Origin of the sequence: Catellatospora aurea, assembly GCF_042663325.1 — a bacterium.
Lineage (GTDB): Bacteria > Actinomycetota > Actinomycetes > Mycobacteriales > Micromonosporaceae > Catellatospora > Catellatospora aurea.
In genome coordinates this window covers 34,703-48,636 of the sequence record NZ_JBHTAC010000011.1, presented here as the reverse complement: position 1 = coordinate 48,636, position 13,934 = coordinate 34,703, and the positions used below count along the sequence as shown (strand labels likewise).

The following is a 13,934-nucleotide window of genomic DNA, read 5'->3' as shown; positions in this document are numbered from 1 at the left end:
GGCAGGATAGGCACCATGCCCCTGCTGCGCGCGCTCCAGACGTTCGCGGACGTCGTGGTCCGGACCATCCGGGTGCTCATCGCCACGGTGAGCAGATCGGTCGTCGGCATCCGCTGGCTCACCCGCACCGCCCTGCGGATCCGGGTCCAGGGTTCGGGCGGCGTCACCGGCGTCGCCCGCCTGTACGACCTGCACGCCGTGGTGGTGGCCGCCGACCTGTCGCTGCTCGTCGGCCTGGTCTGGGCGGTCGCCGCGCCCGGCCGGCTGGAGCTGGCGCTCGCGCTCGGGGTGGGGGCGCTGGTCGCCGTGCCCGCCGGGCTGCTGGTCTCGGGCGCACCCGTGACCGGGCGCGCGCTGATCGGCCTGTCACTGGTGGGCCGCGCCGTCGCGACGCTGCTCGCCGCGCAGTGGCAGCCCGGCTGGATCCTGCTGGCGGTGCTGGTCGCGCTGATCGTGCCGCAGTGGGTGGTGCACCTGGTCTTGCTGCGCCGACTGCTGCCGGCGGGCGCGCACGTGTTCGGCGCATTGTGGGGCGCGGTGCGGTATGCCTCCATCGCGGGCCTGGTCGCGGGGGTGACCGGCCTGGTCATCGGGGCTTTCGTCGCGGGCTGGCCGCTGTGGGTCGCCGCGCTCTGCCTCTCCGTCGGCGCGCTGCTGGCGCTTCGCCTGCCCGCACCTGGTGCGCCGGTCCCCGGCCCGGCGAAGCCCGCGCCGCCGACGCCGCCGACCAAGCGGCTGCCGCAGCAGGAGCAGCGCACCATCCCGGAGGGCTTCCACGTGTACCGTCCGTCGTCGCTGGACCCGTCCGACGAGGGAAAGAAGAAGTGACGCTGCTGGTCGTGACGGCGGTCGCCGCCGAGGCCGAGGCGCTGGCCCGCGGCCTGACGCCGGGCGCGGACGTGACCGTGGCCCCGGTCGGGGTCGGCCCCGCCGCGGCCGCCGCGGGCACGGCGCGGCTGCTGGCGCTGGCCGGGGACCGCTACCGGGCGGTGGTGTCGGCGGGCATCGGCGGCGGCATCGGCCTGGACCCGGGCGCGACCGCGCTCGCCACCCGCTGCGTGGCCGCCGACCTGGGCGCGGACTCCCCGCAGGGTTTCCTGAGCCTGGACGAGCTGGGCTTCGGCAGTGCCACGGCCGACGTCGACCCCGCCCTGCTGGCCGCCCTGCGCGAAGCGCTGCCGGACGCGGTCGCCGGCGAGGTGCTGACCGTCTCGACCGTCACCGGCACCGCCGAGGGCACCGCCGAGCTGCTGCGCCGTCACCCGACCGCCGTCGCCGAGGCGATGGAGGGCTACGGCGTGGCCTGCGCCGCCCAGGGCGCGAACCTGCCCTTCGCCGAACTCCGCACCATCTCCAACGTCGTCGGGCCCCGCGACCGCGCCGCCTGGCGCATCGGCGACGCCTTCACCGCCCTCACCGCCGCAGGCGCGGCTCTGGCCGCGCTGCGCTGACCTCTACTCGACCTCTTCGACGACGCCGTCGTCGTAGATGGTGGGCGGGGCGGGGATGACAGTCTCGTCGATGAGGACCTCGCTGTGGCCGCCGCAGCCGTGGTCCAGGGAGACGATGCGGCCGTCGTCGGGGGCGTACACGTTGGCGCAGGCGCCGAACATGCGGCCCAGCGAGCCGCCCAGTTTCACGTAGAACGCGCAGGACACGCAGCGCGCGGTGCGCGGCGCGGCGAGCGAGATCGGGGCGTCGGGGCCGTTCTCGCCGTCGTACCAGCGCTGGGCGGCCTCCTCGCGGCCCAGCGGGGACAGCACGCGCGGGCGGCCCAGGCCGAGCTCCCAGGCGACCTCGTCGACCTCGGGGTCGCCGCCGAGCAGGTAGCCGGGGGTGAGCCGGTCGTCGTCCTCGGGGGTGGGCAGTAGGTCGCCGACGCCCAGGTCACCGGGGTGCAGCCGCTCGTGCCAGGGCACCCAGCCGGGGGCGAGCAGCGCGTCGCCGCCGGGCAGCAGCACCGTCTCGCAGACGGTGACGTGCTTGCTGCGCGGGGCGCGGGTCACCGTGACGGCCCACTGCCAGCCGCGGTAACCCGGCAGGTCGCAGGCGAAGTAGTGGGTGACCACACGATCGCCTTCGGCGACCACGTTCAGATGCTCGCCGATGTGCCCGGGTTCCTCGGTGATCGCGGCACGGGCGACGTCGACCGCCTCGGCGCAGGCTTGATCGACTTTCGGGGCGCGGGTGGCGGTCCTGGTCACGTTCCCCATTCTTCCTCATCGCTGATTCGGAGTTTCGCTGACCCGGCAGCCCTGGCCGGGGCCTCGCCGGGCCGGCCGCCACGGGACGATCTTCGTGGCTCGGTACACAATCGGCCTTCGATCTGGAACGATGCGCCCCATGAGCACAGCTGGTCCTGGTGTGGTCGGAGCCTTCGACCGCTACTTCGAGATCTCCGCCCGCGGGTCGACGATGTCCCGCGAAGTGCGTGGTGGCCTGGCCACTTTCTTCACGATGGCCTACATCGTGGTGCTGAACCCGCTCATCCTCGGCGGGGGCAAGGACATCGACGGAGTGTCACTGCCACTGGCGGCGGTGGCGGCGGCGACCGCGCTGATGGCGGGTCTGCTGACGATTCTGATGGGTGTCGTCGGCCGGTTCCCGCTGGCGCTGGCGGCGGGTCTCGGCGTCAACGCCCTCGTGGCGTACGAGATCGCGCCGCTGATGACGTGGGCCGACGCGATGGGTCTGGTGGTCATCGAAGGTGTGATCATCGCGATCCTGGTGCTGACGAACCTGCGGGTGGCGGTCTTCCACAGCGTGCCGATGCAGCTGAAGACGGCCATCGGCGTCGGCATCGGCCTGTTCCTGACCATCATCGGCTTCGTCGACGCCGGCTTCGTACGCTCGACCGGCCAGGGTTCGCCGCCGATCGGGTTGGGCATCGGCGGCAAGATCGTGACCTGGCCGGGCCTGGTCTTCGTGATCGGCCTGCTGGTGACGATCGTGCTGGTGGCGCGCAAGGTCAAGGGCGCGATCCTGATCGGCATCATCGGCACGACCGTGCTGGCGATCATCGTCGAGGCGATCGCGAAGGTGGGCCCCGCGGGCGGCCCCACCGGCACCCCGGCCGGCTGGGCCCTGAACGTGCCGGTCGTTCCGGACAAGTGGGTCGGCAAGCCCGACCTGTCCCTGCTCGGCAACTTCAACGTGCTGGGCGGCTGGCGGAGCGCGGGCATCGTGGTCTGCGCGATGTTCGTCTTCACGCTGCTGCTGACCGACTTCTTCGACACGATGGGCACCATGGTCGCCGTCGCCCAGGAGGGCGGCATGCTGACCGAGGACGGCATGGTCCCGCGTACCAAGGAGATCCTGCTGGTCGACTCGATCGCGGCGGCGGCGGGTGGTGCGGCGAGCACGTCGAGCAACACGTCGTACATCGAGAGCGCGGCGGGTGTCGCCGAGGGCGCGCGGACCGGTTTCGCCAACCTCGTCACCGGTGGCCTGTTCCTGCTGGCGATGTTCCTGGCCCCGCTGGTCACCGTCGTGCCGTTCGAGGCTGCGTCGGTGGCGCTGGTGGTCGTCGGCTTCCTGATGATGACCGCGGTGCGCAACATCGACTGGACCGACTACGAGATCGGCATCCCGGCGTTCCTCACCATCGTGATCATGCCGTTCACGTACTCGATCTCGAACGGCATCGGCGCCGGTGTCATCACGTATGTCCTGATCAAGGCGAGCAAGGGCAAGCTGCGCGACGTGCACCTGCTGCTGTGGATCGTGGCGCTGCTGTTCGTGGTGTATTTCGCCGTGGGCGCGCTGGAGAAGCTGGTTTTCTGAGAGCGTGACCGCTCTCACCTCGGGCGATATTTATTTTGTTAGCCAGGCTTATTAGCTAAGCTAATAAGCGTGACGGAGCAGGTGGTGATGGTGACGCAAGCTTCTCCCGAGGAGCTGACCGAGCGGCTCCGCGACGCCATCACCCGGCTCAACCGTCGGCTGCGCCAGGAGCGCCCCGTCGGCGATCTCACCGTTACCCAGCTGTCGGCCCTGACCAGCCTGCGGATCGGCGGCGCGCTCACCCCGCGCGAGCTGTCCGAGGCCGAGCGGGTGCAACCGCCCACGATGACCAAGATCGTGGCGAAGCTGGAGGAACGCGGTCTGATCAGCCGGACCCCGCACCCCACCGACGGGCGGCAGGTTCTGCTGTCGCCCAGCGACCGGGGGCTCGCGGTGCTGGAGGACTACCAGCGGGTGCGCGACGAATGGCTGGCCGGCAAGCTGGCGGGTTTCACCGCCCAGGAACGCGACACGGTGGCCCGTGCCGCAGCACTGCTGGAGCGGCTCGCGCGCGATTGATCGCAGGGCACCCTGCGATCAATCGAACGGAGGCCTGATCCGTCCGATCCGACCGGGACACCCCGGCCGGTGAGCGGCGGCAAGGCTATCCGAGGAGGCGCACTCCGCGTGCGGGCAAGACTGAGCACCACCTTCCGTTCCCTGACGGTTCGCAATTACCGGCTCTTCGCGGGCGGTCAGCTGATCAAGCTGATCGGCGTGTGGATGATGTACGTCGCCCAGGACTGGCTGGTCCTGGAGCTGAGCAACGACTCCCCGACCGCGCTGGGCCTGGTCACCGCACTCCAGTTCGTCCCCGTCATGCTGCTCACCCTGTACGCGGGCACGCTGGCCGACCGCTTCGACAAGCGCACCCTGCTGATGGTCTCCAACGGGGCCTGGGCCCTGCTCGCCATCGCACAGGCCGTGCTCATCGCCACCGGGGTCATCCAGCTCTGGCACATCATGGTGTTCGCGGGCCTGCTCGGCGTGGCCCAGGCCATCGAGACGCCGGTGCGGCAGGCGTTCGTCTCGGAGCTGGTCGGCAAGCCGCTGCTGCCCAATGCCCTGTCGCTGTCCGCCGCCACCTTCCAGACCGCCCGCATCACCGGCCCGGCGCTGGCCGGTGTCGCCATCGCCTGGCTCGGCACCGGACCGGTGTTCCTGGTCAGCACCGTGATGGCGGTGGCCCCGGTGCTCATGCAGGCCCGGATGCGCCCCGCCGAGTTGCACCGCCCCGAGCTGCTGCCGCGCGACGAGCGCGCCGAGGCCAAGGTCGCCGACGGCCTGCGCTACGTGCGCACCCGGCACGACCTGCTGCTGCCGATGGTGATGATGCTGGTCATCGCGATGTTCGGGTACAACTTCCAGCTGACCCTGGCGCTGCTGGCCAAGACCGTGTTCGCCACCGGCGCGGCAACCTTCGGCCTGTTCAACACGGCACTGGCGGTCGGCTCGCTGGCCGGGGCGCTGGCGGGCACCGCCCGCAAGGGCCGGCCGTCGGTGTACCTGCTGCTCGCCGCCGCGGTCGCGTTCGGCCTGCTGGCCATCGCGGTCGGCGTCGCGCCGACCAAGTGGCTGGTCCTGCTGCTGCTGGTGCCGACCGGGTTCAGCACCGTGTTCCTGGCCCAGGCCGCTAACCAGCGGGTGCAGCTAGGCGTGGACGGGGCGTTCCGCGGCCGGGTGATGGCGCTGTACGTGCTGATCTTCCTGGGCACCGCGCCCATCGGCTCGATGGTCATCAGCTGGATCGCGGAGACCTTCGGAGCGGCTGCCGGCATCTGGCTCGGCGGTGCGGTCTCGCTGGTCGCGGCGCTGGGCGCGCTGGTGTGGCAGTTGCGGCACGCCGGGGACCGGCTGTCCTTCCAGGCCCGGCCCATGCCCCGGGTCCGCGTCGTGCACGCGGAGAGTGTCGCCGCCGCGTGATGGAATGCGGTCCATGGACCGCGCACCGGTAGCGTCCCTCCCGCGCGGCGCGCCACCGGCCGCCCCAAGATCGCTGTTTCCGGTCAGAACCTCTGGTGAGGCCACGGGTTCTGACCGGAAACAGCGATCATGCCGCCCCTCACCCCCACCGGAGGCCGACGTGAACCACGCTTCCTGGCTCAGGCGCGTCGGCGCGGCGGTGGTCGACCTGCTGATCGCCGCCGGGTTCGTCGTGCTCGCCTACGTGATCGACGGGCCGGAGGTCGTCGCGCCGTCGCTCGACCCGCGGACCGGGCAGGTCGTGCCCGGCGCGCCGAGCGGAGGCGGCGTCGTCTACTGGACGGTGCTGCTGACCGGACTCGCAGTCGTCGGATACAACCGGTGGATCCAGGCGGGGGACACCGGCTTCAGCTGGGGCCGCCGGGTGCTGGGAGTCAAGCTTGTCGGCGACGGCACCGGCACACCGGTCGGCGCGGGGCGGGCGTTCCTGCGCGATGTGGCCCACCTCGTCGACGCGCTCATCTGCTACCTGGGCTTCCTGTTCCCGCTGTGGGACGCCAAGCGGCAGACCCTCGCGGACAAGCTCGCCCGCACGGTCGTGGTCGAAGCCTGATCGCGCGAGCGCAGATTATTCCGGCCGCGCGGCCGATGATCGGTGACGTCAATCAACTGGCGAGGAAAGGGCAGGTAGGCATAATGTCGTTCAATGTGGCGACCGACAGCGCTCTTCCGCTCACTCTCGGAGTGATCGCGCTGGTCGGTATGCCCGGCGCCATCGCCGCCGTGATCTGCGCGGATGACGTCGTTGCCCAGGTGCGCAGCCGGGCTGAGCAGGTCCGGGAGTCCTGGCACGAGCAGCGCACCATCGACCGCCTGGAGCGCGCGTTCGCCCCGGCCCCGCCCGCCGGCCCGCCGTGGGTCGCCGCGGCCCGGGTCGCCACGGACGCCATCGGCTCCGCCCGGGAGAGCATGGTCCAGTTCGCCGCCGAGCGGCTCAGCGCCGTCGGCCTCGCCCCCGCCTGGCTGCCGCAGCCCGCGTCGGACGGGCCGCCGCTGGTGCCGTTCGAGGAGATCGTCGACCGGCTGCGTGAGCTGCCCCGCGACGACGCCGGCTACGACCAGGCGCTGCGCGACGTGTGCCAGTGCCTCGGCATCGACGAGCACCTGACCGAGGTGGACGGCCTCGACCTGCAGATCGAACGGGTACGCGTCGAGGGCGCGCTCATCGCCGCAGGAGTCGTGCTCGCGGAGGCCTGATGCGCCTGTTCGTCGCCGTCTTCCCACCGCCAGAGGCGGTCGGCCACCTGGCCGCCGTGGTGGACTCTCTCGCTGTCAGCAGGGCCCATGCACGGGTCACACCCACCGAGCGGTGGCATCTGACACTGGCGTTCCTCGGGGAGGTGCCCGATGAGTCGGCCGGACCCGCCACGCTGGCCCTGTCCGCCGTGGACGGTCCCGTCGGCGAGCTGCGGATCCGGGGCGGCGGAAAGTTCGGCCACGGGCGGTCCACAGTGCTCTGGGCGGGCATCGAGGGCGACGTCGACGGCCTGACCCGGGTGGGCCGGGCGGTACGCCGCGAGCTGCGGGCGCGCCGCCTGCACCCCGACGACAAACGTTTTGCCCCGCACCTGACCATCGCCCGCCCCGGCGACCGGATCGGCCACCCCGAACTCGCCGGCGACCTGGCGACTCTGCACGACTACACCGGTCCGACCTGGCCGGTCACCGAACTCGTGCTGGTGCGCAGCCTGCTCGGCCCGCACCCGTCCTACACGCCGCTGGCCCACCACCCGCTCTGAGCCCCACCGCCGCATGCCGGCGACTCCCCGCCGGGCGCGAGCGGCCAGGTGCACGGTTCCGCCCCCGTCCCCGCCCGGTGCGCGTGGCGGGGACGGCGGGCGGCCGGGTTCACCAGGCCCAGGCCTCGGGGCCGGGGCCGCCCTTGCCGATCGGCGGGAACAGCTCGTCGAGACGGGTCAGGGTGTCCTCGTCCAGGGTGACGGTGAGCGCGCCGAGGGTCTTGTCGAGCTGCTCGGCGGTGCGCGGGCCGATGATCGGGGCCGTCACGCCGGGGCGGGACAGCAGCCAGGCCAGCGCGACGTCGGCCGGGTCGGCGTCGAGGGACTCGCAGAGCTTCTCGTACGCCTCGATGGTGCCGCGGTGCTCGGCCAGCGTGTCGTTCGCCCGGCCCTCGCCGGACCGCCCCGCCGTGCCATCCTTGATCTTGCGGATCGCCCCGCTCAGCAGCCCGCCGTGCAGCGGCGACCACGGGATGATGCCGACCCCGTACTGCTGCGCGGCCGGGATCACCTCCAGCTCGACATGGCGCGTCATGAGGTTGTAGATGCACTGCTCGGCGACCAGGCCCAGGAAGTGGCGGCTGCGGGCGGCCTCCTGCGCGGCGGCGATGTGCCAGCCGGCGAAGTTCGACGAGCCGACGTAGAGCACCTTGCCCTGGGCGACGAGGGTCTCCATCGCCTGCCAGATCTCCTCCCACGGCGTCTTACGGTCGACGTGGTGCATCTGGTAAAGGTCGATGTAGTCGGTCTGCAGGCGGCGCAGCGACGCGTCGGCGGCCTTGACGATGTGCCGGGCGGACAGGCCCTGCTCGTTGGGCCACTCGCCCATCTTCCCGTAGACCTTCGTGGCCAGCACGACCTTGTCGCGGCGGCCTCCGCCCTGCGCGAACCAGCGGCCGATGATGTGCTCGGTGATGCCCTCGCCGATCTTCCAGCCGTACACGTCGGCGGTGTCGAAGAAGTTGATGCCGTGCTCGAGGGCGCGGTCCATGATGGCGTGGCTGTCCGGTTCGGACGTCTGGGGACCGAAGTTCATGGTCCCGAGGCAGAGCCTGCTGACGGTCAGGCCGGTGCGGCCCACAGTGGTGAACTCCATGAGCACCCACCCTATCCCCGCCGGAACGGTGCCCGGCGGGGCGAAAGGGACGGTCTCAGCTCTCCCGGGCCGCCGGGGCGCCACCGAACAGCACGTCGTCCCAGCTCGGGAGGCGCTTGCGCGGCTTGTCGCCGGTGCCGGTCGTGTTGGCGGCGTCGGCGGGCTGCCGGCGCGGGCGCAGCACGGCCAGCGACGGCACGGCCGGCACCTCCTTGGGCGCGTCGGCGTCCTCGTCGAAGGCGCTGCTGTCCCGGCCGCCGGCCAGCACGGCGCTGGCCGGGCGCTGGCGCGGCGCGTCCGAGGGCACGTCGAGCCCGCGGCCGGGGCCGCTGCCCAGGGGCCGGTCCATCGCGGCGACCAGCGCGTCGCGGCCGGCCCGGATCGGGTCGCGGCCGGGGCGGCGCGCGGTGTCGGTCGCGCTGGGCAGGCCGTGGCCGCTGCGGCTGGGCGGCGGCGTCTGGCCCGCGGTCGGGTCCTGGCCCAGGATCTGGGTGGGACGCTCGGCGCACAGGTACTGCGCCATGTCGTCGTGCGGCGACACCGACTGCCGGTTGCGGTCGAGCTCCCAGATCGCCTGCGCGGTGGCCTTGCCCGACGGCCAGGTCGCCACGACGCGCCAGGTGCCGTCGTCGCGGCGGTACGCATCCCAGGAGATCTTCTCCGTGTCGATGCCGTGCTGGGCCAGCCGGCCGTCGACGACGTCGGCGAGGGTCGCGCCCTTGTCCGAGCTCTTCAGCCGGGTGCGCCGCGCGTGCTGGGCGAGCATGGCCCGCTCCTGCAGCACCGGGCCGGCGTAGCGCAGCACGCGGTCCACCGGCACGCCCGCGATGCGGGCCACGTCCTCGGCGCTCTCGCCGGAGCGGATGCGCGACTGGATGTCCCGCGGGGACAGCACGGTGGCCGCGTCGAAGGGCGACGCGGTGATGGTCATGGTGTGCGCGCCGGAGCCGCGGTCGGGGTGCGTCGCCGAGGCGACGCGGTCGTCGATGGGCAGCGCGAGCAGACGACCGACCTCGTCCGCGAGCACGAGTGCCTGGCCGTCTTCGGAGAGAGCGACGAACCGTACGGGTCGCATCGTCAGCCTCCGTCCCCTGTGCCGGTCCATGCCGTGGCTGCCGGGGGGAGTTCCCGGCCACGGTATGACGTTCCCAAGAGAACACCGTACGCGGTGAAGGCACACCCGCGCACCCGCCACGCCGAGTCTGACGACACGCTCACATTCGCGTGCGGACATGTTCGGAGGTCCACCGTGGCCGGTGGGCGGCGCTGCGCCGCGTTCAGTTCCTGCGTACGGCCGCCAGCGAGGTGGCCAGACCGCGCTTGAGCCGTGCGCCCACCGGACGCTCCACATAGCGGTGGATCAGCCAGGACACGCCGAGCATCAGCGCGACGATCCCGGCCAGCAGCGGCCAGTGCGGCACCCGGTCGCGCAGTGCCACGATCAGCGTCTGCCCGATGGCCTGGTGGATCAGGTACAGCGGGTAGGTCAGCGCGCCCGCGACCGTCAGCCAGCGCCACCCGACCCGCTGGAACGCGCCGAGCGCGACCGCCGCCAGCACTGCGAAACAGCCGGTGACCAGGGCCGCCACGCTCCACCAGCTCTGCTGGAAGTGCTCCAGCGGCGGGTAGCCCTGCAGCCGGTACAGCGCGATCAGCCAGTTGACACCGACCAGGCCCCACAGCAGCAGGTTCGAGCCGAACCGGTGGATCAGGAACAGCGCCACGCCCGCGACGAAGTACGGCGCGAACTGCGGCACGATCATGTTGTTGAGCCAGCCCTGGTTCCAGGTGGTGGAGAAGACCGCGACCAGTGTCCACACGCTGCAGAAGTAGACGACCCGGCGGTAGGTCACGCCGAGCCAGACCACGATCGCGAAGAGCAGGTAGAAGCGCAGTTCCGCGCCGAGCGACCAGTACGACCAGTCCTGGTCGGTCACGCCCAGCCCGCTCTGCAGCATGGTCAGGTTGACCAGCGACTCGGGCGCGGGCAGCGGCCCGCGCAGCGCCGGCCAGGCGGCGAGCACGGCGGTGGTCAGCACGACGCCGACCCAGTACGCGGGGAACAGCCGGACGGCCCGGGACGCGGCGAACTCGCCCAGGCCGCGGCCCCAGCTGCTCAGGCAGATGACGAAACCGCTGATGAGGAAGAACAGGTTGACGCCGAGCCAGCCGAAGGACGCGGCGGCGGCCAGCGGGCCGAACAGCGTGCCGGGGTCGACGCCCCACGGTCCGCGTACCAGATGATGGGCGACCACCAGCAGCGCCGCGGCCAACCGCAGCCCGTCGAGGATCAGCAGCCGGGTCGGCGCGGGGCGTGCGGCGGGTGCGCCGTCGGGGCTCGCGGTCGGGGCGTCTGCGGCCGGGGCCACCGGGCGGCCCGCCGTCGGGGCGTGCGCCGGCAAGGCCTGTGGCGGCGCGTCCAGCGGGATGGCCTTCATGACTTTCAGAACACGGGGACCCCCCGCTCGGGTTGAGACGTCGGTCGTCTTCTTGCCGATCGGTTCCGTCTGCGTCGACACCAGTGGGACCCCTTGCGCTGGTCGGGTGGGCTCGCTCTGAAGGCGGTTGCCCAGCCGTGCCGCTGGCTACACCCGGCGGAAGGGGCGAGCCTATCCAAGACATCCGCAAAGAGGTTCAAATGCCGCGAACATTCACCGGTACGCGGACAAAAACGCGGCGGAGCCCTTCGGGCCCCGCCGCATCAGGTGCGTGAAACGGTCTACAGCTGCTCGATCACGTAGTCGATGCTCGCGGTCAGCGCCTGCACGTCCGACGGGTCGATGGCCGGGTACAGCGCCACGCGCAGCTGGTTGCGGCCCAGCTTGCGGTAGGGCTCGGTGTCGACCACGCCGTTGGCGCGCAGGGTCTTGGCGATCGCGGCCGCGTCGACGCCCTCATTGAAGTCGATCGTGGCCACCACATTGGAGCGCAGCCCCGGGTCGGTCACGAACGGCGTCGCCACCGGCGACTTCTCCGCCCAGCGGTACAGGATCTCGGCGCTCTCCGCGGTGCGCTGCGCCGCCCAGGACAGGCCGCCCTGCGCGTTCATCCAGTCCGTCTGCTCGGCGGCCAGGAAGATGGTGGCCAGTGCCGGGGTGTTCAGGGTCTGCTCCAGCCGCGAGTTCTCGATCGCGGTGACCAGGTCGAGGAACGCCGGGATGTACCGTCCGCCGGCCTTGATCTCCTCGGCGCGCGCGATGGCGGCCGGGGACAGGATCGCGATCCACAGGCCGCCGTCCGAGGCGAAGCACTTCTGCGGGGCGAAGTAGTAGACGTCGCTCTGGGTCAGGTCCACGTCCAGGCCGCCCGCCGCCGAGGTGGCGTCGTGCAGGACCAGCGCGCCCGGGTCGGCCCCGGCCACCCGCTGCACCGGCACCGCGACACCGGTCGACGTCTCGTTCTGCGGGATGCCGTAGGCGTCCACGCCCTCCTCGGCGACCAGGAACGCCGCGCTGCCCGGCTCACCCTTGTGCACCGTCGGCGTGCCCAGGAACGGGGCGTCCTTGACGGCCTTGGCGAACTTCGCGCCGAACTCGCCGAACGTGGCGAACTGCGCCCGGTCCTTGATCAGGGAGAACGCGGCGACCTCCCAGAAGGCGGTGGTGCCACCGTTGCCGATGATCACCTCGTAGCCCTCGGGCAGGCCGAAGAAGTCGGCCAGGCCCTGCCGGAAGCGGGCGACCTGGTTCTTCACCGTCTTCTGCCGGTGCGAGGTGCCGAGGAAGGAACTGGAAACCGCGCTGAGCGCCTCCACCGCCTGGGGCCGTACCTTGGACGGGCCGCAGCAGAACCGGCCGTCGACAGGCAGGAGCTCGGCAGGGATGGTGATCGGCGTCTCGGCCATGACATCAGTCCTTCAGGCGTGTCAGATCGTGCGAGAAAGCATCGGCGACGCTGCCAATGCCGCATTCTCCCACGTCAACGACCCACCCCAGGGCTCCGTCCCACCCTTTCCCCCGTGACGGTCCTCACGCCCCGACTCCGCCCGCCCTTCCCGCCGCAACTCTTAACGAGTCGCGGTGACCAGGCCGTTCTCAGGGCGCGACTCTTTAAGAGTTGCGGCAGGGGGTGGGACGCGCGAAGGGCGCCCGCGGAGCGGGCGCCCTTCGTGACGGTGACGGGTCAGTGGTGGCTGATGGCGTTCCAGCCTTCGACTTCCTGGGCCTTGCGGGTGCCGGGGCCGACGTACGTCGCCGACGGGCGGACCAGGCGGCCCAGCTTCTTCTGCTCCAGGATGTGCGCGGACCAGCCGGCCACCCGGGCGCAGGTGAACATCGAGGTGAACATGTGCGCGGGCACCTCGGCGAAGTCGAGCACGACGGCCGACCAGAACTCGACGTTGGTCTCCAGGACCCGGTCGGGGCGGCGGGCACGCAGCTCGGCCAGTGCCGCCTTCTCCAGCGCCTCGGCCACCTCGTAGCGGGCCGCGCCCAGCTCCTTGGCGGTGCGGCGGAGCACGCGCGCACGCGGGTCCTCGGCCCGGTAGACCCGGTGGCCGAAGCCCATCAGCCGCTCGCCGCGGTCCAGCACGCCCTTGACGTAGCCCTCGGCGTCGCCGGAGCGCTCCACGCCCTCGATCATGTGCAGCACCCGCGAGGGCGCGCCGCCGTGCAGCGGGCCGGACAGCGCGCCGATGCCGGAGGAGATGCAGGCCGCGGCGTCGGCGCCGGTGGAGGCGACGACCCGGGTGGTGAAGGTGGAGGCGTTCATACCGTGCTCGGCGGCCGAGATGAAGTATGCGTCGACGGCCTTGACGTGCCGCGGGTCGGGCTCGCCGCGCCAGCGCTTCATGAAGCGCTCGACGATCGTCTGCGCCTTGTCGATCTCCTTCTGCGGCACGGCCGGCAGGCCCAGGCCGCGGGCCGACTGCGCCACGAACGACAGCGCGGTCACCGACACCCGGGCGAGGTCCTCGCGGGCCTGCTCGTCGGAAATGTCGAGCAGCTGGCCCAGGCCCCAGTACGGGGCGAGCATGGCGACCGCGGACTGCACGTCGACGCGGATGTCGCCGGAGTGCACGGGCACCGGGAACGGCTCGGCGGGCGGCAGGCCCGGCCCGAACTTGCCGTCCACCAGCAGCGCCCAGACGTTGCCGAAGGAGACCTGGCCGATCAGGTCCTCGATGTCGACGCCCCGGTAGCGAAGCGAACCGCCCTCCTTGTCAGGCTCGGCGATCTCGGTCTCGAAGGCGATCACGCCCTCCAGGCCCGGCTTGAAGTCGGACATGTCGTTCTCCCGGTTCATCGACCTGAGGTTAGGTTCAGTTCGAGCAACATCTTGCCCCGCGGGTAACCGTTTGGCGACCCGCCCCGCACGCGCGGGAAACGTCTTCT

General features: G+C 71.7%; 14 protein-coding genes. 8 read left to right on the top strand and 6 right to left on the bottom strand.

The annotated features are described in order from the left end of the window. Positions 1-15: 15 nt before the first annotated feature. Positions 16-828 (top strand): hypothetical protein, encoded by an 813-nt coding sequence (locus ACFQO7_RS13205; protein WP_376806627.1) that lies wholly within the window; start codon positions 16-18, stop codon positions 826-828. Continuing rightward, entirely contained in the window at positions 825-1,451 is a 627-nt protein-coding gene (locus tag ACFQO7_RS13200; RefSeq protein WP_376806626.1) for a futalosine hydrolase, read from the top strand. Before ACFQO7_RS13205 ends, ACFQO7_RS13200 begins: the two co-directional genes overlap by 4 nt. 3 nt (positions 1,452-1,454) lie before the next feature. Here ACFQO7_RS13200 and ACFQO7_RS13195 read toward each other — a convergent pair whose 3' ends face one another. Further along, the gene (locus ACFQO7_RS13195; protein ID WP_360538084.1) at positions 1,455-2,213 is read right to left on the bottom strand and encodes a DUF3027 domain-containing protein; all 759 of its coding nucleotides are present in this window, start codon (positions 2,211-2,213) and stop codon (positions 1,455-1,457) included. A gap of 130 nt (positions 2,214-2,343) precedes the next feature. Between ACFQO7_RS13195 and ACFQO7_RS13190 the strand changes: the two genes are divergently transcribed. From ACFQO7_RS13190 to thpR, 6 genes are all read left to right on the top strand, one after another. Then, positions 2,344-3,783 carry an NCS2 family permease gene (locus ACFQO7_RS13190; RefSeq protein ID WP_360538086.1) on the top strand — a complete coding sequence of 480 codons (1,440 nt, stop codon included), beginning with the start codon at positions 2,344-2,346 and terminating at the stop codon, positions 3,781-3,783. 69 nt (positions 3,784-3,852) lie between these two features. Further along, the gene (locus ACFQO7_RS13185; protein ID WP_376806625.1) at positions 3,853-4,302 is read left to right on the top strand and encodes a MarR family winged helix-turn-helix transcriptional regulator; all 450 of its coding nucleotides are present in this window, start codon (positions 3,853-3,855) and stop codon (positions 4,300-4,302) included. Between the two features lie 108 nt (positions 4,303-4,410). After that, positions 4,411-5,706, top strand: coding sequence for an MFS transporter (locus ACFQO7_RS13180; RefSeq protein WP_376806624.1), 1,296 nt, complete (start codon positions 4,411-4,413; stop codon positions 5,704-5,706). 160 nt (positions 5,707-5,866) lie between these two features. After that, positions 5,867-6,319 carry an RDD family protein gene (locus ACFQO7_RS13175; RefSeq protein WP_376806623.1) on the top strand — a complete coding sequence of 151 codons (453 nt, stop codon included), beginning with the start codon at positions 5,867-5,869 and terminating at the stop codon, positions 6,317-6,319. Between the two features lie 83 nt (positions 6,320-6,402). Then, complete coding sequence (locus ACFQO7_RS13170; protein ID WP_376806622.1) at positions 6,403-6,963, top strand: hypothetical protein; 561 nt, start codon at positions 6,403-6,405, stop codon at positions 6,961-6,963. Next, positions 6,963-7,505 carry an RNA 2',3'-cyclic phosphodiesterase gene (thpR, locus tag ACFQO7_RS13165; protein WP_376806621.1) on the top strand — a complete coding sequence of 181 codons (543 nt, stop codon included), beginning with the start codon at positions 6,963-6,965 and terminating at the stop codon, positions 7,503-7,505. The genes ACFQO7_RS13170 and thpR overlap by 1 nt, the downstream gene beginning before the upstream one ends. A 109-nt stretch (positions 7,506-7,614) precedes the next feature. On the opposite strand, the gene ACFQO7_RS13160 is transcribed toward thpR, so the two are convergent. The 5 genes from ACFQO7_RS13160 to ACFQO7_RS13140 all read right to left on the bottom strand — a co-directional run bounded on the left by ACFQO7_RS13160 (position 7,615) and on the right by ACFQO7_RS13140 (position 13,827). After that, entirely contained in the window at positions 7,615-8,601 is a 987-nt protein-coding gene (locus tag ACFQO7_RS13160) for an aldo/keto reductase (protein ID WP_376806620.1), read from the bottom strand. 55 nt (positions 8,602-8,656) lie between these two features. After that, a complete protein-coding gene (gene sepH / locus ACFQO7_RS13155) occupies positions 8,657-9,676 on the bottom strand; it encodes a septation protein SepH (RefSeq protein ID WP_376806619.1) in 1,020 nt (339 codons plus the stop codon). Positions 9,677-9,878: 202 nt separating this feature from the next. Next, positions 9,879-11,039 (bottom strand): acyltransferase family protein, encoded by a 1,161-nt coding sequence (locus ACFQO7_RS13150; RefSeq protein WP_376806618.1) that lies wholly within the window; start codon positions 11,037-11,039, stop codon positions 9,879-9,881. Between the two features lie 281 nt (positions 11,040-11,320). Continuing rightward, positions 11,321-12,445: a phosphoserine transaminase gene (serC, locus tag ACFQO7_RS13145; RefSeq protein ID WP_376806617.1), complete on the bottom strand. Its 1,125-nt coding sequence runs from the start codon at positions 12,443-12,445 to the stop codon at positions 11,321-11,323. A gap of 278 nt (positions 12,446-12,723) precedes the next feature. Beyond that, positions 12,724-13,827, bottom strand: coding sequence for a citrate synthase 2 (locus ACFQO7_RS13140; protein ID WP_360538127.1), 1,104 nt, complete (start codon positions 13,825-13,827; stop codon positions 12,724-12,726). Between the last annotated feature and the right edge of the window lie 107 nt (positions 13,828-13,934).